Raw genomic sequence first — 23,508 nt, forward strand, 5'->3', positions numbered from 1 at the left:
AGGAAGGGGAGAGAAGAGGAGCCCGCGATCAGCCCTTGATGAAGGACTCGAGCGCCGCGTGGGCCTCGTCGTCGGTGGTCTGGATCGGGGGGTGCTTGCAGAAATAGGCCGCCGCCGGGTGGATCGGGCCGGCGAGCCCGCGGTCCTTGGCGATCTTGGCGCAGCGAATCATGTCGATCGCGACGCCGGCCGAGTTCGGGCTGTCCTCGACGCTGAGGCGAAGCTCGATGTTCATCGGCACGCCGCCGAACAGCTGGCCTTCCATGCGCAGGAAGCAGACCTTGTTGTCGTTCTGCCAGGCGACATAGTCGCTCGGGCCGACGTGGATGTTCTCGTCGTCGAGCCGGTGCTCGGCGACCGACTGAACCGCCTCGGTCTTCGAAACCTTCTTGGACGCGAGCCGCTTGCGGTTCGACATGTTGAGGAAGTCGGTGTTGCCGCCGGTGTTGAGCTGGTAGGTCCGATCGAGCTTCACACCGCGCTTGTGGAACAGATCGGTCAAAACACGGTGGACGATGGTGGCGCCGAGCTGGGCCTTGATGTCATCGCCGATGATCGGCACGCCGGCATCCTGGAAGCGCTTCGCCCAAGCCTCGTTCGAAGCGATGAAGACCGGGATGTTGTTGACGAAGGCGACACCCGCCTCGAGTGCGCACTCGGCGTAGAACTCCGTCGCTTCCTGGCTGCCTACCGGAAGGTAGTTCATCAGCACGTCGGTGCCGGTCTCCTTCAGGCGGCGGACGACGTCGGCTTTCTCGGGCTGGGCAATGTCGGCGACCAGGAAGGTGCGATCGGCCGGAGCCTCCGCCATGTGGTCCGAATAGCCGTCGAGCACCCGGCCCATTTCGACCGTCACGCCGGACGCCGGCACGTGATCGCAGAACACGGCGGTGCAGTTCGGCTTCTCGAAGATCGCCTCGGCGACGTCGCGGCCGACCTTGCGCCGATCGATGTCCCAGGCGGCGACGACAGTGATGTCCTTCGGACGATAGCCGCCCATGTCCCAGTGCATGAGACCGATCTGCTCGTTGGCGCCGCCATTCTGATAATGAGCGATGCCCTGGACGAGCGAGCTTGCGCAGTTGCCCACGCCGACGATGGCGATGTTGATCGCCTTGGGATCGTGGAGGCTCATCAGGCGACCGCCTTGCGCTGCTGGGCGGGGGCGTAGCGCTCGATCATGCGGGCGCAGAAATCAGCGAAATACATCGGATCCTTCGGTGGGCTGGTGTGGTGGGGCTGAATGCCCTCGGACTCGGGCGTGAAGCAGAAGGTGACGGTGGTCTCGAATTCCTCGAGCGCCTCCATCTGACGATCGAACCAGGCTTCCCAGCCGGGGCGGTAGCTATCCGCCCAGCTGAGCCCGGTCCGCAAATGCGTGACACCAAGCCGTTTCAGCCAGGCGACAGCGTCGTCCAGCCGCGGATCCTCGAAGTGGAACCACTGCATGATGCCCATGTGCGGGGTGTGCGCCCGAAAGTGATCGAGCGCAAGCTTGGGCGTACCGTCCTCACGGATTAAGCCCATGTAGAAATGGCGATAATAGCTCGACCCCTCGGCTTCCTTGTGCCGGGTCGTGGCGCCCCAGGCCTGGGGAAGATCGTAGAGCGAATACCAGAAGATGCGGGGCACGCGGCCGACCAGCAGCTCGGCCGTACGGTCGACTCCGAAGACCTGGACCTCCTCGGCGCCGAAGCTGCCGACGCCGACTTCGGTCGCCCAGATCTCGTGATCGGGAGCAACCGCCTCGATCTCGGCGATCTTCTGCGGCCATTCCTGGATCGGCCAGAGGTTCCAGTCGAGCGGGAAGCCGTGAACGGCAATCACGTCAACATGATCGAGGACACCGTGGCCGCGCAGCTTTTCGATGAAGAACGGATCGATCGGCGAGATGCCGCCAAGCACGCGCTTCACGTCCGGGTTGACCGCCTGGATGGCCTTGGCGGCCTCGATCACGGTCGTCCCGAACAGGCTCCAATCTGGGTCAATCTCCGGGTCCCAATGCGACTTGTTGTTGGGCTCGTTCCAGATCATGGCCGCTTCGATGGACAAATTTCACCTCTTCTTTGGGTAGACCGCCCCGGTTCCCCACGCTGCATAAGGCATTTCCGCGCGACGGCAAATGTAGACCTCGTCCTCGGCGCGCGTTTCTATCGCGAAGCCGGAAGCGCGCAGCATCGCTTCGGCGCAGGCGCGGTTCGGCACCCACCAATTCGTCCAGTCATGAGCATATTCGCGCTCGACGAAATGGAGCCTGGGATAGCCGCTCTCGTGGAAGATGCCGGTCTCCTCGAACGGATAGTCCTCCTCGAGCGGGAGGACCGAGCCGGAGCCGCGCTGCATCGACTGGAAAATCAGGAGATCGCCGGCGACGTGCTCGTGGATGAGATCGAGTGCGAGCAGCGGGTGGCGCAGGTGATAGAGCACGCCCATGAAGATCACGACGTCGAACCGCTCGCCCAGGGCCGCGACGTCGTAGACCGAGAGATTGCGGAACTCGATATTGTCGTAGCCCAGCGTGGTCGCGGCGAAGCGCGCCTGCTCGAGATAACGATCGTCGCTGTCGATGCCGACGACCCGCTCGGCGCCGCGCCGCTTCATTTCCATCGAGTAGAAGCCGGCGTTGCAGCCGATGTCGAGGACGCTCTTGCCGCTGAGATCCTTCGGAAGGTGCGGCGCGAAGCGCTTGAACTTCGAACCGGGATAATCGCCGAGGAAATGATCGGGCGCGGTCCACACTCCGCCGAGATCGATGTTGTGGAACCAGGGGCCGAGCGCGTCGATGCGCTCGCGAAGCTCCTTGGCTTCCGGCTCGATGCTTCGTGCGGCAACGTTCATTGGTAGAGCCTTTCGTTGACGGTCATGATGCGCGCCCCCCAATCGCCCAGTGCGAGGCGGGACACGGAAGCCGGATCGACGTCGAAGCGCAGCATGTTCTCGAGCGGCAGGCCGAGATAATGCGCGATGACGCCGCGGATGATGTCGCAATGGCTGACGCAGGCGATCGTTGCACCCTCGTGCTCGACGGCGAGCTCAGCGAGCGCGGCGGTGACCCGATCGACCGCCTCGGCCATGCCCTCGCCGTTCGGCGGGCGGGCGCTGCCGCGCCGCTCGTTCCACTCGGTCCAGAGCGGATCGCCCTCGAGCTCGCTGAAGCCGCGGCCGGTCCAGTCGCCGAAATCGAGCTCGTCGAGGCGATCATCGACGACCACCTTCAGCTCGTGCGGCTCGGCGATCGCGCGTGCGGTGTAATAGGCTCGCTCGCGAGGCGAAGCGTAGACGGCGGCGAGCGGCTCGACGCCGAGGAGATCGCCGACGATCTGCGCCTGATCGAGCCCTTCGCGGCTCAGCGCGACGTCGCGGCGCCGGCCGGAGAGGACTCGGCCGAGCTCGACGTGCGCGGCATGCCGGATCAAAAAGATGGTCGCCGTCACGCTCGATCGATGCCGTCCTGAAACCCTTCGTACCGCGCAAACCGACCGCCGCGTGCGGGGTTCCGCCAGCCTGAAGCCAGCGCAGGCATGGCACGGGCAGGCATCGCGCCGCACTGATCCAAGTTAAGCTCAAGTGCCGGAAATTGCCTCGATTTCGCCGCGGGACTTGTGATTCGAGCCGAGTCTTTGCGCGCACGGAACAAAGCTGCCGAGTCCTGTGTTTGGGGAAGAAGAAGAAGCAGCAACGAAGAGGAAAACCGGGCTTCGCGCCAGGGAAACCTCGACAAGAAACGGGGGTACAATTGCCGGAACGGATCCTCATCACCGGCGGCGCCGGCTTTATCGGGCGCGCGGTCACCAAGGAACTTCAGCAGCGCGGACACGAAGTCCGCATCCTCGACAGCCTGATAGAGCAGGTGCACGGCGACCGCGAGCGGCCGGAGGACCTTTCCGACGACGTCGAACTGATCCGCGCCGACGTGCGCAACGGCGATGCGGTCACCAAGGCACTGAAGGGCATCGACAGCGTCATCCACCTCGCCGCCGAGGTCGGCGTCGGTCAGTCGATGTATGCGGTCGAGCGCTACACCTCGGTCAACGACGTCGGCACGGCGGTGCTTTTCGAGAAGCTGATCGACAATCCGGTCCGCCGGGTCGTGACCGCCTCGTCGATGAGCATCTACGGCGAAGGCCTCTACGTGGACGGAGACGGTAATCAGGTTCAGGAAGCGAAGCGCCAGGTGCGCACCAGCGAGGCGCAGAGCTGGGATCCCATCGATGCGCAGGGCCGACCGCTAAAGCCGATCGCCACCCCCGAGTGGAAGCGCCCCGATCTCGCCTCGATCTACGCGCTCAACAAATACGTCCAGGAGCGCACCACCCTGATCATGTCCGAGGCCTACGGCATCGAGGGCGCGTGCCTGAGGCTGTTCAACGTCTACGGCCCCGGCCAGGCGCTCTCCAACCCTTACACCGGGGTGCTCGCGATCTTCGCCTCGCGCCTGCTCAACGGGCAGCAGCCGATGATTTTCGAGGACGGCGAGCAACGCCGCGACTTCGTCTATGTCGGCGACGTGGCCCGGGCCTTCGCCGATGCGCTGGAACTGCCCCAGGCGGTGGGCCAGACGTTCAACATCGGCTCCGGCCATGACCGCTCGGTCACCGAGGTGGCGCAGGAGCTCGCCCGCGCGATGGGCAAGAACGACATTTCGCCTCAGATCGCCGGCAAGACCCGCATCGGCGACATCCGCCATTGCTTCTGCGACGGCAGCAAAAGCGCCGACGTGCTCGGCTTCCGCGCGCAGAAGGACTTCCAGGAAGGCCTCGGCGAGCTCGCCGAATGGGTGGCGGTGCAGACCGCCGACGACAGGGTCGAGCAGGCGCGGGCCGAGCTCGAGGCGCGAGGACTCGTCGCGTGAGCCGCGGCGACGAGAGGAGCGAGGCCGACACCGGCCCCGTCCTGGTCACCGGGGGGGCGGGCTTCATCGGCTGCAACATCGCCAACCGCCTGGCCGAGCTCGGCCACGAGGTGCTGGTCTATGACGCGCTCACCCGCCCCGGCGTGGAGCGCAATCTCGCCTGGCTGAAGGAGCGGCACGGCGAGCAGGTGCAGGCGATCATCGCCGACATCCGCGACGAGGACGAGCTCGCCCGCGCCGCCCGCGAGGCCAAGGCGGTGTTCCACATGGCCGCGCAGGTTGCTGTGACCACGTCGATGATCGACCCGCGCGAGGATTTCGAGATCAACATCCGCGGCACGCTGAACCTGCTCGACGCAGTGCGACTGAAAGGCGACCGGACACCGGTCATCTTCGCCTCGACCAACAAGGTCTACGGCGATCTCGGCGATCTCGACTTTCGTCTGGACGGCGACAAATACGTGCCGATGGACGGCGAGATCGCGGCGCGCGGTATCGGCGAGCAGCGCCCGCTCGATTTCCACACGCCCTACGGCTGCTCCAAGGGCGCGGCCGACCAATATGTTCTCGATTACGCCCGCAGCTTCGGCCTCGCCACCGCCGTGGTGCGGATGAGCTGCATCTACGGCATGCGGCAGATGGGCACGGAGGACCAGGGCTGGGTCGCGCATTTCCTGATCCGCGCGCTCGAAGGCAAGACGATCACCCTTTACGGCGACGGCTGTCAGGTTCGCGACATCCTCGACGTCTCGAATGCCGTCGAGGCCTATCTCAAGGCGTGGGAGCGGATCGATGCGATCCAGGGCCATGCCTTCAATCTCGGCGGCGGGCCGGAGAATTCGGTCTCGCTGCGCGAGCTCCTCTCCCATATCGGCCAGCTGACCGGCCGCGAGGTGGACGTCGAATTCTCCGACTGGCGCGCGGGCGACCAGCGCTATTTCGTCGCCGACACACGCCGAATCCGCAGCGCGCTCGGCCTTTCGCCGGCGGTGCCGTGGAAGGAGGGGGTCGCACGCCTCGCCGAGTGGCTGCGCGAAAGCCGCGCGCCGAGCGCCGAGTTCATCGCCGCGACGACCGGCGTCGTGCCGGCGGGAGCGGCCTCGTGAGCGGCGGCCACCTCCGCATCCTGATCACCGCCGACGCAGTCGGCGGGGTCTGGCAATACAGCACCGAGCTCGCCGCCGGCCTGGCCCAGCTCGGCATCGAGACGGTGCTGGCGGTCATGGGACCCTCGCCATCCGAAGCGCAGCGCAATGCGGCGATGCGAATCCCGGGACTCACCCTGGTCGATACCGGCCTCGCGCTCGACTGGCTGGCCGAGAACCGCTCGGCCCTGCGCCGCGCCGGCTCGGCGATCCGCGAGCTTGCCGAGGACCATGAGGTCGACGTGATCCAGCTCAACACGCCGGCGCTGGCCGGCGCGGTGCGGTTCGACCGGCCGGTGGTCGCCGTTCAGCACAGCTGCGTGGCGACCTGGTGGGAGGCGGTGCAGGGCACGCCGCTGCCGCAGGACTTCACCTGGCGCACGAAGCTGGTCCGCACGGGTCTCCACGCCGCCGATGCGGTGGTCACGCCAACAGCGGCGTTCGGCGCCGCGGTCCAGCGCCGCTACGACCTGCCGGAGGCGCCGCGCACCGTCCACAACGGCCGCACGCCGCTGCGGATCGATCGCGGCGCGCCGCACGATTTCGTCTTCACCGCCGGGCGGCTGTGGGACCGCGGCAAGAACCTGGGCACGATCGACGCCGCCGCCGCGCGGCTCGGCGTCCCTGTGCATGCCGCGGGGCCGGTGCGCGGGCCCCACGGCGAGGAGGTGGTGTTCGACAACATCCATTGCCTCGGCGCGCTCGACGAGAGCGAGCTCGGCCGCTGGCTCACCGCCCGACCGGTGTTCGTCTCCGCCGCGCTCTACGAGCCGTTCGGCCTGGCGGTGCTCGAGGCAGCAGCCGCCGGCTGCCCGCTGATCCTCTCCGACATACCGACCTTCCGTGAGCTGTGGGACGGCGTCGCCAGGTTCGTCGCCCCGCGCGACGAAGCGGGATTCACCCGCGCGATCGCCGAGCTGGTCGGCGACGATTTCGAGCGCGCGGTCATGGGCAAGGCGGCCCGCGACCGCGCCGCGCGCTTCACCCCGGAGGCTATGGCCGCGCAAATGGCCTCGATCTACCGCAGCCTGCTGCCGGCGGTGAACCGGCCGGTGCTCGCGTCGAGGGCGGCGGCGTGAGGATCACCTATTTCACCCATTCACTGGCTTCCTGCTGGAATCACGGCAACGCCCATTTTCTGCGCGGCGTGCTGCGCGAGCTGATCGCCCGCGGGCACGAGGTAACGGCGTGGGAGCCGGAGGGCGCGTGGAGCCTCGAGAATCTGCTCGCCGACCATGGCGAGGCGGGGCTCGCCGCTTATCGGGAAGCTTATCCCGAGCTCTCCTCCCGAACCTTCGCGGCCGAGACGGATCCGGCGGAGCTGGTCGACGGGGCCGACGTGGTGATCGTCCACGAGTGGAACGATCCCGCACTGGTGGCCCAAATCGGCCGTCTGCGCGCCGCCGGGGGGCGCTTCACCCTGCTGTTCCACGACACGCACCACCGCGCCGTCTCCGAGCCCGACGCGATCCAAGCCTTCGACCTCTCCGGCTATGACGGCGTGCTCGCCTTCGGCGAGACACTGGCGGAGGTCTATCGCGGCTGGGGATGGGGCGGCCGGGAGTTCGTCTGGCACGAGGCCGCCGACCTCCGTTTGTTCCACCCGCCCGAGGAGGAGGGACCGCGAGAGGGCCTGGTCTGGATCGGTAATTGGGGCGACGGCGAGCGCACCCGGGAGATCGAGGATTTCCTCCTTGCCCCCGCCCGCACCGCGCGGCTGCCACTGGACATATACGGTGTGCGTTACCCAGCCGAGGCGAAGAGCCTTCTCGAGCGCTACGGCGTCAATTATCGAGGTTGGCTGGCCAACGCGCGGGCCCCGCAGGTGTTCGCGCGCCATCTGGCGACGGTGCACGTGCCGCGGCGCTTCTACACCACGATCCTGCCGGGCATCCCGACCATAAGGGTATTCGAGGCGCTCGCCTGCGGCATCCCGCTCGCCTCCGCCCCGTGGGACGACAGCGAAGGGCTGTTCCGGCCGGGGCAGGACTTTCTGTTCGCGCGCTCCGGGGCGGAAATGACGCGGACGCTCGTGGCGCTGCGCGAGGATGCGGCGCTGCGCGCCTCGCTCGTCGCCAGCGGGCTCGAGACGATCCGCGCCCGCCACACCTGCGGCCACCGCGCCGACGAGCTGCTCGCCATCCTCGCCACCCTCAACACGCGCGCCGCGGCGCCGCTCGACGTGAGACTCACCGCATGAAGATCGCCTTCTACGGCTCCAGCCTGCTCTCTTCCTACTGGAACGGCGCCGCGACCTATTATCGGGGGCTGCTGCGCGACCTCGCCGCACGCGGCTACCAGATCACCTTCTACGAGCCCGACGCTTTCGACCGGCAGAAGCACAAGGACATCGATCCGCCCGAATGGGCCCGGTCGGTGGTCTATGCGGCGACGCCCGAGGGGCTGCGCGCCGTGCTCGACGAGGCCAAGGCGGCCGACATCGTCGTCAAGGCGAACGGCGTCGGCGTGTTCGACACCGAGCTTCTCGAGGGCATCGTCGCCCACAGCCGGGAGGACGCGCTCCGGATCTTCTGGGACGTCGACGCCGCAGCGACCCTCGACGAAATGCGCGCCGACGAGAGCCATGTCGTACGCCGCACTCTGCCCAGGCTCGACATGGTGCTGACCTATGGCGGCGGTCCGCCGGTGGTCGACGCCTATTCCGGCTTCGGCGCGCGGCGCTGCGTGCCGATCTACAATGCGCTCGACGCCAGCACCCACCATCCGGTGGCGCCGGACCCCGCCTTTTCCGCCGACCTCGCCTTCCTCGGCAACCGGCTCCCCGACCGTGAGGCGCGGGTCGAGGAATTCTTCCGGAAGGCGGCGGCCGCGCTCCCCGAGCGGCGCTTCCTGATCGGCGGCAACGGCTGGGAGACGAAGGGGATGCCGGACAACGTGCGCCACCTCGGCCACGTCTACACCCATCAGCACAATGCCTTCAATTGCACGCCGCTGGCCGTGCTCAACGTCGCCCGCGATTCGATGGCCGACGTCGGCTTCTCGCCGGCGACCCGGGTGTTCGAGGCGGCTGGCGCCGCAGCCTGCCTGATCACCGACGCCTGGGAGGGGATCGAGATGTTCCTCACCCCCGACGAGGAGGTGCTCGTCGCCCGCGACGGGCAGGACGTCGCCGATCATGTCGCCGCGCTGACGCCGGAGCGGGCGCGGGCGATCGGTGCCCGGGCGCTGGAGCGGATCCTGGCCGAGCACACCTACACCCATCGCGGCGAGCAGGTGGACGCCCTGTGGCGGGAATCGCTGCAGCCGGAACGGAGCGCGGCCTGATGCGGCTGGTCGTCCTCGGCCTCAGCCTCTCCTCGAGCTGGGGGAATGGCCACGCCACGACCTTTCGCGCGCTGCTCAAGGCGTTCGCGGCGCGCGGTCATGACATCCTGTTCCTGGAGCGGGAGGTCCCCTGGTATGCGGCGAACCGCGACGTCACCGATCCGGACTATTGTCGTCTCGAATATTATGCCGACCTCGAGCGGCTCGAGGCGTGGCGGGACGAGATCGCCGGCGCCGATGCGGTGATCGTCGGCTCCTACGTTCCGGAAGGCGTTGCCGTCGCACGGTTCGTCCAGGCCCATGCGCGGGGCGTCACCGCCTTCTACGACATCGACACGCCTGTGACGCTCGCCAAGCTGGAGAGGGGCGATTTCGAGTATCTCTCGCCGGAGGTGATCCCCGGCTACGACGTCTATCTTTCCTTCACCGGCGGGCCGACCCTGCGCCACATCGAGCGGCACTACGGATCGCCGGCGGCGCGGGCGCTCTACTGCTCGGTCGATCCGGAGGCCTATCCGCCGCTCGACGTCGAGAAGCGCTGGGACCTCTCCTATCTCGGGACCTACAGCCCCGATCGCCAGCCGACGCTCGAGCGGCTGCTGATCGAGCCGGCGCGGCGCATGCCGGAGCGCCGCTTCGTCGTCGCCGGCCCGCAATATCCGGCCGACATCGACTGGCCGGCGAATGTCGAGCGGATCGAGCATCTGCCGCCCGCCGACCACCCCGCTTTCTACTCGGCCTCCCTGTTCACGCTGAACGTAACACGCGCCGACATGATCGCCGCCGGCTGGTCGCCCTCGGTGCGGCTGTTCGAGGCGGCGGCCTCGGCGGTGCCGGTCATCTCCGATCGCTGGCAAGGTCTCGACAGCCTGTTCGCGCCGGGACGCGAGATCGTCCTTGCCGACGGACCGGACGAGGTCGTCCGCCGGCTCCAGCAGGGCGACGCGGCGACCGCCGCCGGCATCGGACGGGCGGCGCGCGAGAGGGTGATGCACGGCCATCGCGCGGCCGACCGCGCCGCGGAGCTCGAGTCCCATCTCGAGGAGGCGGCGGCGGCGCGGCCGCGCCCCCGACTGGAGGCGGCGTGCTGATGAAGACGTAATCTTTCGTTGGGGAGGTGAACCAAGCCGGGGGGCGCGGTGTTTAGGTAAGTTGTTGTCGGCTTCGGAAAAACGACCCATGGAACAAGGGAGCAGCCTCGTGAAAATTGCAAACAAGAAGACTGCTTTGGTAACCGGCGGCGCAGGCTTCATCGGCTCCCATTTGATCGATTCATTGTTGGCGGAAGGCGCGACCGTGGTCTGCCTCGACAGTCTGCTGACCGGCCGCGAGAAGAATCTGCGCCATCTGCAGCGCGAGGCGCGGTTCGACTTGATTCAGGCGGACATCATCGACGCGCTGCCGCGAACGGTGGCGCGGACCGCCTTCACCCATGTCTACAATCTCGCCTGCGCGGCCTCGCCGCCGCATTACCAGGCCGATCCCGAGCATACGATGCTGACCAATGTCGTCGGCACCCGCAACCTGCTGCGCCTGGCCGAGGAGAAGAAGGCGCGCTTCCTGCTGACCTCGACAAGCGAGGTCTATGGCGATCCCGAGGTCCATCCCCAGCCGGAGAGCTACCGCGGCTGGGTGAGCTGCACCGGCCCGCGGGCCTGTTACGACGAGGGCAAGCGCGCCGCCGAGACTTTGACCTTCGACTATCAGCGCATGCGACGCGCCGACGTGCGGGTGGCGCGGATCTTCAACACCTACGGACCGCGGATGCGCCCCGACGACGGCCGCGTCGTTTCCAACGTGATCTGCCAGGCGCTCGCCGGCGACGACATCACCGTCTATGGCGACGGATCGCAGACCCGCAGCTTCTGCTACGTCTCCGACCTCGTCGCAGGGCTGATGCGGCTGATGGACAGCGACGTGACCGACGGCCCGGTCAATCTCGGCAACCCGGTCGAGCTCACCGTCTCCGATCTGGTCGAGCGGGTGGTGCGGATGACCGGATCGACCTCGCGCATCGTCAACCGGCCGCTGCCCGTCGACGACCCGCGCCGCCGCAAGCCGAACATCGAGCGGGCCAAGGCGCTGCTCGGCTGGGAGCCGCGAGTGGCGCTGCAGCAGGGACTGGAGGCGACCGCCGCCTGGTTCGCCGAAGAGCAGGCCGAGGCCCGCCCCGCCGAGCGCGAGGCCCGCGAGGAGCTGATGGTCGAGGTCGCCGCGGAATAAGCGCTGGGGCCCGGCCACGCCCGGCTCCCCTTCCCTCGGGGAGGGGCGGCTTCGGTCGACCCGGATCGTTATTTCGCGAACAGATTGCCTGGGTTCGCCATCGCCTTGAACTCGAGCGCGTTGCCCGACGGATCGTGGAAGAACATCGTCGCCTGCTCGCCCGGCTGGCCGCGGAAGCGGATCGCGGGCGCGATGACGAAGGCGATGTCTGCCTCGGTCAGACGGTCGGCGAGCGCCTGCCAGTCCGCCATCGACAGCACCGCGCCGAAATGCGGCACCGGCACGTCGTGGCCGTCGACCGGATTGTGGTGGGCGTGGGGCCGTGCGTCCGGCGAGAGGTGGGCGACGATCTGGTGGCCGAAGAAATCGAAGTCGATCCATTCCGCGCTGCTCCGGCCCTCCGGGCAGCCGAGCAGCCCGCCGTAGAAGGCGCGGGCGGCGGCGAGATCGTGGACCGGGAAGGCGAGATGGAAGGGCGGCAGGCTGGGCATGACCCTTCTTAGCCGCCCAAAAGCCCTGGACCAAGGTGGCGGGCCCGGCCTCGCGCGCGCTGCTGCCGGCCTTCCCTCGGCGATTCATCTTCGGCATGGAGGCGCAATGCTTTCTTCCGTCCTTTCCGCATGAAGCACAATCTCCTCGCCCTGCTGATCGGGGCGCTCGCCGCGTGCGGCTTTGCACCGCTCGGAATGTGGCCGGTGACGCTCGCCGGCTTCGCCATGCTGCTCGGGCTGATCGCGGAGGCGCCGCGACTGCGCAGCGCGCTGGCCCGCGGCTGGTTCTTCGGGGTGGGGCATTTCACCGTCGGGCTGAACTGGATTGCGACCGCCTTCACCTTCCAGGCGGCGATGCCGCCCTGGCTCGGCTGGATCGCGGTTTTCCTGCTCTCGCTCTACCTCGCCGTTTATCCTGCCGCGGCGGCGGGGCTCGCCTGGCGCTACGGGCGCGGCGACCCGCTGCGCCGCGTGCTGGTGTTCGCCGCCGCCTGGATCGTCACCGAGTGGCTGCGCGCGACGATGTTCACCGGCTTCGCCTGGAACCCGCTGGGCGTGTCGCTGCTGCCGACGTCCGTCTCGTGGCTGGCGCCGTGGCTCGGGACCTATGGGCTCTCCGGCGTCGCGGCCCTGATCGCCGGGCTCCCCCTCCTCCTCGTCCGCAAGGCCTGGCGTCCGGCCGCGGCGCTCGCCGGCACGATCGCGCTCGCGACGCTGGGCGCGACCCTGCTCCGCCCGCCGCCGGCCGGCCACGGCAGGATCGCGCTGCGCATCGTCCAGCCCAATATCGGCCAGCAGGACAAATGGCGGGAAGGCTTCGAGGCGGAGAACCTCGCCCGCCTCGAGCGGCTCTCGGCCGGACGCGGCGGCGCGCCGCGCCTGCTGCTCTGGCCGGAAGCGGCGGTCACCCGGCCGCTCCAGAACGAGCTGCGCTATCCCGAGCTGCAGGCCGAGGCGGAGCGGCTACGACGCCGCGTCGGGGCGATGCTCGGGTCGCAGGATCTGCTGCTGACCGGCGGAGTCACCTGGCGCTCGCGGGACGGGCAGGAGATCTCGAGCGCGACCAACAGCGTGTTCGCGATCGACCCGAGCGGCCGCATCCTCGCTCGCTACGACAAGGCGCATCTCGTCCCGTACGGCGAATATCTGCCGATGCGGCCGCTCCTCTCCTCGATCGGCCTTTCGCGCCTGGCGCCCGGCGACGTCGATTTCGATTTCGGCCCCGGCGCGCAGACGCTGACGCTGCCGGGCATCGGCGAGGTCGGCTTCCAGCTCTGCTACGAGATCATCTTCTCGGGCGAGGTGGTCGACCCGGAAAACCGCCCCGCCTTCCTGTTCAACCCGTCGAACGACGCCTGGTTCGGCGCCTGGGGCCCGCCCCAGCATCTCGCCCAGGCGCGGCTGCGCGCGCTCGAGGAGGGGCTGCCGATCCTCCGCTCCACGCCGACCGGGATCAGCGCGGTGATCGACGCCGAAGGGCGGCTGCTCGCCAGCCTGCCGTGGCGCACCGAGGGCGTGATCGACGCGAGGCTGCCGCAGCCCAAGCCGCCGACGCTGTTCGCCCGCGCCGGCAACCTCCTGCCGCTCGGCTTCGCGCTGCTGCTCGCGACACTCGCATTCGCGCTTTTCCGCAGGGCGCGAGCCATTGCGGAGCCCGCCAATCCGCGCTAGGGAGCGGCGCATATAAGGATATCTTTATATCCGCATCTCCTATCAAATCAGCTCTCTCAGGAAGGCCGGTTCTCTCCATGCGCAGCAATTACCTCTTCACGTCCGAGTCGGTGTCGGAAGGCCATCCGGACAAGGTCGCCGACCAGATTTCGGACGCGATCGTCGATCTTTTCCTGTCGAAGGACCCCGAGGCGCGCATCGCCTGCGAGACGCTGACCACCACCCAGCTGGTCGTGCTCGCCGGCGAGATCCGCTGCCGCGGCGTCTATGAGAACGGCGCCTGGGCGCCCGGAGCGCAGGAAGAGATCGAGCGCACCGTCCGCGAGACGGTGAAGCGGATCGGCTACGAGCAGGAGGGCTTCCACTGGAACGAGTTCACGTTCCACAATAACCTCCACGGCCAGTCGGAGCACATCGCGCAGGGCGTCGACGCCAGCGGCAACAAGGACGAAGGCGCCGGCGACCAGGGCATCATGTTCGGCTTCGCCTGCGACGAGACTCCCGACCTGATGCCGGCGACGCTCTATTACAGCCACAAGATCCTCGAGCGGATGGCCGCCGACCGTCACTCCGGCGCGGCGCCGTTCCTGGAGCCGGACGCGAAGAGCCAGGTGACGCTGCGCTTCGAGAACGGCGCCCCGGTCGCCGCCACCGCGATCGTCGTCTCGACCCAGCACGGCAAGGGCTATGACCAGGGCGAGCAGGAGAGCAAGCTCAAGGCCTATGTGAAGAGGGTCGTCGCCGATATCCTCCCGGCCGAGCTGCTCAACGGCGAGACCGTCTACCACATCAATCCGACCGGCAGCTTCGAGATCGGCGGACCGGACGGCGACGCCGGCCTCACCGGCCGCAAGATCATCGTCGACACCTATGGCGGCGCGGCCCCGCACGGCGGCGGCGCCTTCTCCGGAAAGGATCCGACGAAGGTCGATCGCTCGGCGGCCTACATCTCGCGCTACCTGGCCAAGAACATCGTCGCGGCCGGGCTCGCCCGCCGCTGCACCATCCAGCTCGCCTACGCCATCGGCGTGTCCGAGCCGCTGTCGCTCTACGTCGACACCCACGGCACCGGCACGATCGACGACGCCGCGATCGAGAAGGCGATCATGGGCATTTCGGAGCTCGGCGGCCTGACGCCCCGCGGCATCCGCACCCACCTCGGCCTCAACAAGCCGATCTATCAGCGCACCGCCGCCTACGGCCACTTCGGCCGCAAGGCCGAGGGCGACTTCTTCCCCTGGGAGAAGACCGATCTGGTCGAGAAGCTGAAGGCGGCGCTCTGAGCCTCGCCGCGCGAAGCATGACGCACGAAGCCGCCCCTTCCCACCGGAAGGGGCGGTTTTCGTTTGGGGACAGGCTCAAGGCCCTTGGCGGGCGGGCCAAGGCGCTTTAGGCGCCGCGGCGTGAACGATCCCAGCACCATCCGCCGCCTCTACGGCCGCCGCTCCGGCCACAAGCTTCGCCAGGGCCAGTCCGCCCTGCTCGAGGAGTTGCTGCCGGCGATCAGCGTCCCCGACAGCGGGCCGATCGACTCCACCCGCCTGTTCGGCAGCGAGCGCCCGCTCCATTTCGAGATCGGCTTCGGCTCGGGGGAGCATCTCGCCTATCGCGCCGATCTGCTGCCCGACCATGCGTTCATCGGCGCCGAGCCGTTCCTCAATGGCGTGGTCGGCGCGCTGATGCACGTGCGCGACCAGCACCTCACCAACGTCCGCCTCCACATGGGCGACGCGCTCGACGTGCTCGAGCGGCTGCCCGACGGGGCGCTGAGCTTCGTCTACCTGCTCCACCCCGACCCCTGGCCCAAGGCGCGTCACGCCAAGCGTCGGATGGTCAATCACGGCCCGCTCGACCTGATCGCCGCCAAGTTGAAGCCGGGCGGCGAATTCCGCCTCGGCACCGACGACCCGGTCTATTGCCGCTGGTCGATGATGGTGATGAACCAGCGGCCCGACTTCGAATGGCTCGCCGAGAGCGCGAAGGACTTCCTGACCCGGCCCGGCGGCTGGCCCGAGACACGCTACGAGGCGAAGGCCCGGCGCAAGGGCCACGAAGTGTGGTACTTCCGATACCGGCGGATTTAGATCAATCACGTATCACGTATAATACTTTTTTTTCATTAGCTTAGACCGAAACACGCCGCCGTCTACCGCCGCCAATTTCCGCGACGGTGATTGCCCGGTGATTACTTTTCTGGTACATAAGGTTCGTCATGGCTACCGGAAAAATCACCAAGCGAACCCTCGACGCGCTCCAGTCCGGCGCGGTCACCGGCTTCCTTTGGGATGACGAACTGAAGGGGTTCGGGCTTAAGATTACGGCAGGCGGTTCGGCGTCCTACGTCATCCAATATCGGATGGGTGGCCGCGAGGCGAAGACGCGTCGCTACACCATCGGCAGTCATGGTTCGCCATGGACGCCTTTCACCGCTCGTGAGGAGGCGACGAGGCTCCTCCGCCTGGTCGCGCAGGGCATCGATCCCGTCGAATCGGATAAGCAGAGGCGGCGCGAGGCTGTCGACCTTGCCTTTTCCAACTATGCTGATCGGTTCGCAGCGGACTGCAAAGGGAAAGGTTGGTCAACGCTGGTAACGCGATCACTTCATCTGCACGTCAAGCCCGTGCTCAGGGACAAGGCGCTTCCCACAATCACGCGCATTGATGTCGTTGCCGTGTTCGATCGCATGCCCTTGGAGCAGGCCGCTAATCGTCGTAATGTGTTCGCGGTGCTGAGGCGCCTATTTCGATGGGCGGTGAGTCGTGGCGACATCGACAGAAGCCCAATGGAGGGCATGGAGACGCCGAAGGCGGTCAAACCGCGCGAGCGCTGGCTGAGCGACAGTGAGTTGGCGAGGGTCTGGATTCAAGCGGCGGAATGCCACCTGTGTTTCGGCCCGATCGTTCGGCTGCTGATTGCCACTGGTCAGCGGCGCGAGGAGATTGGCGGCCTTCACTGGCAGGAATTGGATCGCTCGGAGCGCGAAATGCGGTTGTCCGGCGATCGGACGAAGAACGGCGAACCCACCACGATCCCGCTCAATGATCTCGCGGTTGCCGAGCTCGACAAAGTGGCGGGCAGTGAAAAGTGGCCATCTCGCGGTAGGGTGTTTCCAACCGCGACTGGTGCCGCTTTCACTGCCTATCACAAGGGCAAAATGAAGCTTGATAAGCTACTATCGAAGGACGGCCGCAATCCCGTGCCGCCTTGGCGGCTCCATGACCTCAGGCGAACACTGGCAACAGGCTTTCAGAGGCTCGGCGTGCGGTTTGAGGTAACCGAAGCAGTCCTCAACCACGTTGGTGGCTCCCGGTCCGGAGTTGCAGGAATCTATCAGCGCCACGACTGGAAGCCGGAGAAGCGTGAGGCGTTAGCAACGTGGAACAATCACCTTTCCAGCGCGATCGAGGCGGCGCAGAAGTAACTCCTTGCGGCCAACGCAATCGGCTCGTTCCACATTCATTGTCGACGCTATGTCCCGTGCCGCAAAGCCGAGTTCGAATCCTGCGGGGCGCGCCGTGCAGGACAAAGCTAACGAATATATTTCACCCTTCGCGCTACGATGAATTTTTAATCAGCGCTTTCGGTCTCATGATGGATACTCTATCCTCTTCCATCGGGTTACAGCGGGTTACAAGATAAAGGACCGCGCTACGCCGCCGCGGACATCGTCTACGGGGTGCCGGGGCAGGTCAGGCCAGTGCTTCGCGAGACGACATAATGCAACATGGCCTTGTCGAGGCTCAGGTAAGCAACCAACCGCTTCAGCTTGGCGTTCTCTTCCTCGAGTCGCTTCAGCCGTCGCATCTCCGACGGCATCAGCCCCGCGTATTTCTTGCGCCACCCATAGAACGTCGCCTCGCTGATCCCGGTCTTCCGGCACACATCGCCGACGCTCGTGCCATCCTCGGCTTGCTTCAGCACAAAGCCTATCTGCGCCTACGAAAACTTTGACTTCTTCATCACTCACTCCGCTTCCGTGGTCCTCCTCCATAAGTGGAATTTTCAGCTCAAAGCGGTCCAGAAAACGGGCAGAAGGTCAATGGTATCGGCGCTAACATGACCCCCAGCGTTCGGGCGCCGACGCCGGTCACGTGTTCCTGGATGCCGGGCTGTCGGCGCACCCAACGAGCCAAGTGACCGCATTATCGATGTATCCGTCTATCTCTTTCTGCGTCGGCTGATCGGATACGCCTGCGAGGATCCGCTGTGTCGCGTCTCCCTGGAGCATGGCGAAGAAAAGTATAGCCCAGCGTCGGCGGATTTCGTCGGTAGTGCCAGGCGCGAGCTCGCTCAAGAAGTCGGTTAGCTTATCGTAGGCGATCTCGTGACCCTTACCGAAGAAGATATCGGCAATGTCAGGGTTGCGCGCGCCCTCGGAATAGACGATCCGTTGCAGGGCTATGGCGTCGTCGCTTGCCAGCACGCGCACGAACTGGCGGCCAAGCCGCGTTAGAGTGCGGCACGGATCATCCGCCTCACCCATCTCGCGTTTGAGCGGCTCGAGAATTTCCGCGCAGCGCTCGACCATCATCGCCTCGAACAGGCCGGCCTTGTCCTTGAACTGCTCGTAGAGCAGCGATTTCGAGCCTCCGGCGCGCGCGACGATTTCCGCGACCGAAGAGCGCTCATATCCCTTCTCCAAAAAAATGGCCGCAGCAGCGTCGAGCATGGCGCGGCGACGCGCCGCACCGCGGCGCTGCATCGGTTTGGGCTTGAATTCTTGGTCGGGCTGTGACATCGGACCTCAAACAGTAGCGTTCGGTACGGTATGATTCTAGCCGGCTGCGACGTGTCACGCAAGGATTGCCGCATGAACCGTTGTGTCGCCGCCGTAAGTCTTCTTGCCGGTGGCTTGATGCTGTCGGGATGCGGCGGACCCGCCGGAGGGGAGCCTGCCCCAGTCTCGGTGCGCACCATGCTGGCTTCTTCGAACGTTGACGATGGCGCCTTCAGCTATGCTGGCGACATCGCGCCGCGAGTCGAAAGCGCAGTCGGCTTCCGGGTCGCGGGTCGCCTGATCGCGCGTCCAGTCGACGTCGGAGACCGGGTCGGTCAGGGAACGGTGCTGGCGCAGCTCGAGACCGCTCCCTTCGCCTTGGCGCTGCGCGAGGCACGCGGGGCGACCGCCGCCGCGCGCGCCGAACTGCAGCAGGCCGAAGGCGATGTCGCACGCAACGCAGATCTCGCGAACGAGCGCATCGTCGCGCCCGCCCAATTCGAACGGCTCCGGACCACGCGCGACACTGCCCGGGCCCGGCTGACCGAAGCCCAGAGTCGACAATCCCTTCTACAAGACGAGCTCGGCTATGCCACTCTGCGTGCGCCCGTATCCGGGGTGGTGACCGCAGTCGACGCCGAGGTCGGCCAGTATCTGGCGGCGGGACAGCCAGCGTTTCGCGTCGCGCGCGATGGCGGCATGGAAGCGGTCGTGGATGTGCCGGAAGGTCGGATAGCCGACCTCTCGCTTGGCCAGCCCGCCACTGTCGAGCTTGTCGGCAACGACGCGCGCCTGGCGGGTCGTGTCCGCGAGATCGCGCCGTCCGCCGATCCGGCCACGCGCACCTTCCGCGTCCGGGTCGCAATTCCCGATGGCGGGCCGGCGCGGCTGGGCATGACCGCGCGAGTACGCTTCACCGGTGGGACGCGCTCGTCAGCGATCCGTCTGCCAATTACTGCGCTGTTCCAGGACGCGAAGCGTCCGGCCGTCTGGATCGTCAAGCGAGACCGGGCAACGCTCGAGCTTCGTCCGATAACCATCGGCGAAATGGGGTCCGAGACATTCTCGGTCGCGCGCGGCGTGCGGGCGGGCGAGCGCGTCGTCACCGCTGGCGTCCATCGTCTTGATGTCAAGACACCGGTCCGCGTGTGGGATGGGCGACTGCCATGAGCGGCTTCAACCTCTCCGAATGGGCGCTGCGCCACCGTGCGCTCGTCATCTTCGCCATGGTCGTCTCGGTATTCGCAGGGCTATCGGCCTATTTCGCGCTCGGGCGGGCCGAGGATCCGTCCTTCACTGTCAAAACAATGGTTATCCGCGTCGCCTGGCCTGGTGCCAGTGCGCGCGAGATGGAAACGCAGGTCACCGACGAGATCGAACGCGCGCTCCAGGAAGCGCCGAACTTCGACTATGTTTCGAGCTACTCGCGCCCCGGAGAGGCAACTCTTTTCGTATGGCTGCGCGACGACACGCCGCCGGCCGAGGTTCCGGACAGCTGGTATCAGGTCAGAAAGCGCGTCGGCGACATCCGTCCGCTGCTGCCGAGCGGGATCGTCGGACCTTATTTCAACGACGATTTTGGCGATACCTTCGGCTCGATCTACGCCTTCCGCTCGGACGGGTTCGACGATTCCGAGATGAAGCGCGTGCTGCTTTCGGCGCGTCAGCGGCTACTCCGTCTTCCCGATGTCTCCAAGGTTGAGCTCTGGGGAGTGCAAGAGCAACGATTCTTCGTCGAGTTCGAGACCGCACGCCTGGCCGAACTCGGCCTCGCACCCCAAGCCATTCTCGACAGCCTCGCCCGTCAAAATGCCGTCACGCCTTCTGGAACCATCGAGGCGCCGACGACCCGTATCCGCCTGAATGTGACCGGCGCGGTCGACTCGGTCGAGGCGATCGCCGGGACACCGATCGCTGTCGACGGGCGTCAGTTCCGGCTCGGCGATGTCGCCACCGTCACACGAGGTTTTGCCGACCCGCCGGTCTTCTCGATGCGCTGGAATGGCGAGCGCGTCACCGCGCTGGCAGTTTCGATGGTCGAAGGTGGAGACATTCTCGCGCTCGGCGAGAACCTTGCTCGTGAAATGGAAGCGATTCAGGCGGCCCTGCCGGCCGGGATCGATATCGAAAAGGTGTCCGACCAGCCCTATGTGGTCGAGCATTCGGTCGCCGAGTTCGAGCTCCACTTCGTCCTCGCGCTCGGCATTGTGCTCGGGGTGAGTTTCCTCTCGCTCGGCTGGCGGGCGGGCATGGTCGTTGCGCTGAGCGTTCCGCTGGTGCTGGCGATCACCTTCGTCATCATGGACCTCGGCGGTCTCGACCTGCACCGCATCTCGCTCGGCGCGCTCATCATCGCACTGGGGCTGCTGGTCGACGATGCGATTATCGCGGTCGAGATGATCCTCGTCAAACTCGAGGAGGGCTGGGATCGGTTCCGCGCCGCCTCCTTCGCCTGGACCTCGACCGCCTTCCCGATGCTCACCGGTACGCTGATCACCGCCGCCGGGTTTGTGCCCGTGGGCTTCGCCCGCTCGGGCTCTGGCGAATACACCAACGCGATCTTCTGGGTGGTCGGCATCTCGCTGGTGGTCTCCTGGATCGTCGCAGTGCTGTTCACGCCCTATCTGGGCTACAAGCTGCTGCCGGCTAAAGCCGCAGGCCACGGAACGCATGGCTATGACGGCAAGCTCTACCGGCGCCTGCGCTCGGCGGTCGACTGGTGCGTTTCTCGTCGCAAGCTCACCTTGGGCCTGACGGTCGGCGCCTTCGTTGCCTCGCTCGCGGCATTTCCCTTCGTGCCGCAGCAGTTCTTCCCTTCATCGTCGCGAGAGGAGGTCTTGATCGACTTGGAACTGGCCGAAGGCTCTTCCTACGCCGCCACGCTCGCCGCCGCGCGGACGCTGGAGCGCCTCGTGCGTCGCGATCCCCGGACCGAGGACGTGGTCAGCTATGTCGGCGGCGGCGGCCCGCGCTTCTACCTCGCACTCAATCCCGAACTGCCCAACCTCGCTTTCGCGCAGTTCATCGCCAAGCCGAAGAAGGCCGAGGACAGCGTCGCGCTGGCGCGCGATCTCGATGCGAAGCTCAAGGCGGCGATGCCGGACGTGCGGGTCCGGGTCTCGCGGCTTGAGAACGGGCCCCCGGTCGGCTATCCGGTGCAGTTCCGGGTCATGGGGCCGGACCCCGATACGGTGCGGACCTACGCGGCACAGGTGCGCGATACGATGCGCACGGACCCGCGCATGCGCGACGTCAACTTCCAGTGGTTCGAGCGCACCAAGGCGCTGCAGCTGGTGGTCGACCAAGAACGGGCGCGCGCGCTCGGGCTGACCCCGCAGGATGTCTCGCAAACGCTCCAGACGCTGCTCTCGGGCTACACCGTCACGCAAGTCCGCGATCGCTCCGAGCTCATCGACGTCGTCGCCCGCGCCGCGCCCGACGAGCGCGCGATGGCCGAGCGCATAAACGAATTGAGCATCCGCGTTCCCTCGGGAGGCTCCGTGCCGCTCGATCAGGTAGCAAGGATCGTCCCGGAGCTCGAGGATGGCGTCGTCTGGCGGCGCAACCGCGACGCCTCGCTGATCGTGCGCGGCGATGTGATCGATGGCGTCCAAGGCCCCGATGTGAGCGGCGCCCTGAACGAGAAACTCGACGCCGTTCGCGACCGGATGCCTGCGGGCTACCGTATCGAGATGGGCGGGGCGGTCGAGGAAGCGGCCAAGGGGTCGGCCTCCATCTTCAAGCTCTTCCCGGTCATGCTGGGGCTCTGGCTGACGCTGCTTATGATCCAGCTGCAGAGCTTCAGCCGCATGACGATGGTGTTCCTGACCGCTCCGCTTGGGCTCATCGGCGTCGTTTTCGCGCTGCTTCTCTTCCAGGCGCCGTTCGGCTTCGTGGCGCAACTTGGAGTCATCGCGCTGGCCGGGATGATCATGCGCAATTCGGTGATCCTCGTCGACCAGATCGATCGCGACATCGCCGATGGCGCACCCGCGTGGACCGCGATCGTCGAGGCGACTGTGCGGCGCGCTCGGCCTGTGGTGCTGACTGCGCTCGCCGCCATTTTGGCGATGATCCCGCTCACCTGGTCGACCTTCTGGGGACCGATGGCAATCGCCATCATGGGCGGGCTGGCGGTCGCCACTGTGCTGACCCTGTTCTTCGTGCCCGCGCTTTGCGCGCTGTGGTTCCGCGTCCGCCGCGAACCCGCCGAGCCTTCCACCGCCGCGCCCCCTGCTGCCGAGCCGGTGCCGGCAACCTGAGCACGACAAGCGAAAGGAGAGCGAGAATGGAAAAATCGAAGAAGGCGCTGATCACCGGCGGCGCGGGGTTTCTGGGGATCGAACAGGCTTACCTGCTCGCTCAGGACGGGTTCGAGGTCGTGCTGGTCGACGCGGATGCGGAGCGTCTCGAGATGGCACGCGCCGCGCTCGCCCAACGAATGATCGATGCGTCCAGCATGGCCGTCGATCTGGCGGCCCCCGACGCCGGAGCGGCGGTCGGGCGGGCATATCCCGACGGCTTCGATGTGCTCGTCAACAATGTCGGCTATGTCATCGTGAAGCCCCTGCAGGCGATCGAGCGGGCGGAGTTCGAGCGACAGCAGCAGGTGAACGCGCACGCGGCGTTCTACCTGTCCCAGGCCCTCGCGCCGGTGATGATCGAGCGCGGCTGGGGCCGCATCGTTAACATCGGCTCGACCATGCTCGACGGCATGTTCGCGAACTTTGCGGGTTATCTAATGTCCAAGGGTGCGCTGCTTGGCCTGACGCGCGCCCTCGCCCGCGAACTCGGACCGCACGGCGTCACGGTTAATTTCGTCAGCCCCGGCGCGCTGGAGAGCCCAGCCGAACATGCAGCCTGGGGCGAGCGCTGGTCAACCTTCGATGAAGAGGTGAAGGGCTACCAGTCGGTCAAGCGCCGCGGCGGTGCCGCCGACATCGCCAATGCCGTGCGGTTCCTCTGCCAGGACGGCTCGGGCTTCATCTCTGGCCAGCAGCTGCGCGTCGACGGTGGCTGGGTGATGGCGTGAGCTGATTTTTCAACAGCCGCGCATCGGCCACGACCGGCGAGAGACCGGCAACCGATCGCGGTCGACCTCGGGAGGGGCGACATGAAAGCGGT

20 protein-coding genes and 1 pseudogene are annotated in these 23,508 nt (G+C 66.7%); 14 read left to right on the forward strand and 7 right to left on the reverse strand.

The features are described 5' to 3' along the window. Positions 1–28: 28 nt before the first annotated feature. Genes E2493_RS10720 through E2493_RS10735 form a run of 4 tightly spaced genes read right to left on the reverse strand, consistent with a single transcriptional unit; the run spans position 29 to position 3,434 of the window. The gene (locus tag E2493_RS10720) at positions 29–1,135 is read right to left on the reverse strand and encodes an inositol-3-phosphate synthase (protein WP_135086563.1); all 1,107 of its coding nucleotides are present in this window, start codon (positions 1,133–1,135) and stop codon (positions 29–31) included. Next, positions 1,135–2,052, reverse strand: a complete 918-nt coding sequence (locus tag E2493_RS10725) for a beta-xylosidase (RefSeq protein ID WP_225421376.1) — start codon at positions 2,050–2,052, stop codon at positions 1,135–1,137. The genes E2493_RS10720 and E2493_RS10725 overlap by 1 nt, the downstream gene beginning before the upstream one ends. A 3-nt stretch (positions 2,053–2,055) precedes the next feature. Continuing rightward, on the reverse strand, positions 2,056–2,838 hold the full coding sequence (locus E2493_RS10730; RefSeq protein WP_135086566.1) for a TIGR04290 family methyltransferase: 783 nt from the start codon (positions 2,836–2,838) through the stop codon (positions 2,056–2,058). Then, positions 2,835–3,434, reverse strand: a complete 600-nt coding sequence (locus tag E2493_RS10735) for a histidine phosphatase family protein (protein ID WP_135086570.1) — start codon at positions 3,432–3,434, stop codon at positions 2,835–2,837. The genes E2493_RS10730 and E2493_RS10735 overlap by 4 nt, the downstream gene beginning before the upstream one ends. Before the next feature lie 302 nt (positions 3,435–3,736). On the opposite strand from E2493_RS10735, the gene E2493_RS10740 reads away from it, so the two are divergent. The 7 genes from E2493_RS10740 (at position 3,737) to E2493_RS10770 (ending at position 11,505) form a co-directional block, all read left to right on the forward strand. Further along, positions 3,737–4,852, forward strand: a complete 1,116-nt coding sequence (locus E2493_RS10740; RefSeq protein ID WP_135086572.1) for an NAD-dependent epimerase/dehydratase family protein — start codon at positions 3,737–3,739, stop codon at positions 4,850–4,852. Beyond that, positions 4,849–5,958: an SDR family NAD(P)-dependent oxidoreductase gene (locus E2493_RS10745; RefSeq protein ID WP_225421378.1), complete on the forward strand. Its 1,110-nt coding sequence runs from the start codon at positions 4,849–4,851 to the stop codon at positions 5,956–5,958. Before E2493_RS10740 ends, E2493_RS10745 begins: the two co-directional genes overlap by 4 nt. After that, complete coding sequence (locus E2493_RS10750) at positions 5,955–7,076, forward strand: glycosyltransferase family 4 protein (RefSeq protein ID WP_225421380.1); 1,122 nt, start codon at positions 5,955–5,957, stop codon at positions 7,074–7,076. The genes E2493_RS10745 and E2493_RS10750 overlap by 4 nt, the downstream gene beginning before the upstream one ends. Next, positions 7,073–8,197 carry a CgeB family protein gene (locus tag E2493_RS10755; RefSeq protein WP_135086577.1) on the forward strand — a complete coding sequence of 375 codons (1,125 nt, stop codon included), beginning with the start codon at positions 7,073–7,075 and terminating at the stop codon, positions 8,195–8,197. The genes E2493_RS10750 and E2493_RS10755 overlap by 4 nt, the downstream gene beginning before the upstream one ends. After that, a complete protein-coding gene (locus E2493_RS10760) occupies positions 8,194–9,282 on the forward strand; it encodes a CgeB family protein (protein WP_135086579.1) in 1,089 nt (362 codons plus the stop codon). Before E2493_RS10755 ends, E2493_RS10760 begins: the two co-directional genes overlap by 4 nt. After that, complete coding sequence (locus E2493_RS10765) at positions 9,282–10,373, forward strand: CgeB family protein (protein WP_135086581.1); 1,092 nt, start codon at positions 9,282–9,284, stop codon at positions 10,371–10,373. The genes E2493_RS10760 and E2493_RS10765 overlap by 1 nt, the downstream gene beginning before the upstream one ends. 109 nt (positions 10,374–10,482) lie before the next feature. Continuing rightward, positions 10,483–11,505 carry a UDP-glucuronic acid decarboxylase family protein gene (locus tag E2493_RS10770; protein ID WP_404828313.1) on the forward strand — a complete coding sequence of 341 codons (1,023 nt, stop codon included), beginning with the start codon at positions 10,483–10,485 and terminating at the stop codon, positions 11,503–11,505. Positions 11,506–11,573: 68 nt separating this feature from the next. Here E2493_RS10770 and E2493_RS10775 read toward each other — a convergent pair whose 3' ends face one another. Then, positions 11,574–11,996 (reverse strand): VOC family protein, encoded by a 423-nt coding sequence (locus E2493_RS10775; RefSeq protein ID WP_135086586.1) that lies wholly within the window; start codon positions 11,994–11,996, stop codon positions 11,574–11,576. A gap of 129 nt (positions 11,997–12,125) precedes the next feature. On the opposite strand from E2493_RS10775, the gene lnt reads away from it, so the two are divergent. From lnt to E2493_RS10795, 4 genes are all read left to right on the forward strand, one after another. Beyond that, a complete protein-coding gene (lnt, locus tag E2493_RS10780) occupies positions 12,126–13,667 on the forward strand; it encodes an apolipoprotein N-acyltransferase (RefSeq protein ID WP_135086589.1) in 1,542 nt (513 codons plus the stop codon). A gap of 77 nt (positions 13,668–13,744) precedes the next feature. Further along, positions 13,745–14,950 carry a methionine adenosyltransferase gene (gene metK, locus E2493_RS10785; RefSeq protein WP_135086592.1) on the forward strand — a complete coding sequence of 402 codons (1,206 nt, stop codon included), beginning with the start codon at positions 13,745–13,747 and terminating at the stop codon, positions 14,948–14,950. Positions 14,951–15,070: 120 nt separating this feature from the next. After that, the gene (gene trmB / locus E2493_RS10790) at positions 15,071–15,751 is read left to right on the forward strand and encodes a tRNA (guanine(46)-N(7))-methyltransferase TrmB (RefSeq protein ID WP_135086594.1); all 681 of its coding nucleotides are present in this window, start codon (positions 15,071–15,073) and stop codon (positions 15,749–15,751) included. Positions 15,752–15,879: 128 nt separating this feature from the next. Continuing rightward, on the forward strand, positions 15,880–17,088 hold the full coding sequence (locus E2493_RS10795; protein ID WP_135086597.1) for a tyrosine-type recombinase/integrase: 1,209 nt from the start codon (positions 15,880–15,882) through the stop codon (positions 17,086–17,088). Between the two features lie 281 nt (positions 17,089–17,369). On the opposite strand, the pseudogene E2493_RS10800 reads toward E2493_RS10795, so the two are convergent. Beyond that, positions 17,370–17,597: pseudogene (locus tag E2493_RS10800) on the reverse strand (transposase); the annotation flags it as partial. Positions 17,598–17,754: 157 nt separating this feature from the next. Then, a complete protein-coding gene (locus E2493_RS10805; RefSeq protein ID WP_135086599.1) occupies positions 17,755–18,405 on the reverse strand; it encodes a TetR/AcrR family transcriptional regulator in 651 nt (216 codons plus the stop codon). Between the two features lie 177 nt (positions 18,406–18,582). Here E2493_RS10805 and E2493_RS10810 point away from each other — a divergent pair, with 177 nt between their 5' ends. Genes E2493_RS10810 through E2493_RS10820 form a run of 3 tightly spaced genes read left to right on the forward strand, consistent with a single transcriptional unit; the run spans position 18,583 to position 23,416 of the window. Continuing rightward, positions 18,583–19,554 (forward strand): efflux RND transporter periplasmic adaptor subunit, encoded by a 972-nt coding sequence (locus E2493_RS10810; protein ID WP_225421389.1) that lies wholly within the window; start codon positions 18,583–18,585, stop codon positions 19,552–19,554. Continuing rightward, on the forward strand, positions 19,551–22,646 hold the full coding sequence (locus E2493_RS10815) for an efflux RND transporter permease subunit (RefSeq protein ID WP_135086604.1): 3,096 nt from the start codon (positions 19,551–19,553) through the stop codon (positions 22,644–22,646). The genes E2493_RS10810 and E2493_RS10815 overlap by 4 nt, the downstream gene beginning before the upstream one ends. Before the next feature lie 26 nt (positions 22,647–22,672). Continuing rightward, positions 22,673–23,416: an SDR family NAD(P)-dependent oxidoreductase gene (locus E2493_RS10820; RefSeq protein ID WP_135086606.1), complete on the forward strand. Its 744-nt coding sequence runs from the start codon at positions 22,673–22,675 to the stop codon at positions 23,414–23,416. Positions 23,417–23,508 lie beyond the last annotated feature (92 nt).

This window comes from Sphingomonas parva (ex Maeng et al. 2020), assembly GCF_004564275.1.
Lineage (GTDB): Bacteria > Pseudomonadota > Alphaproteobacteria > Sphingomonadales > Sphingomonadaceae > Allosphingosinicella > Allosphingosinicella parva.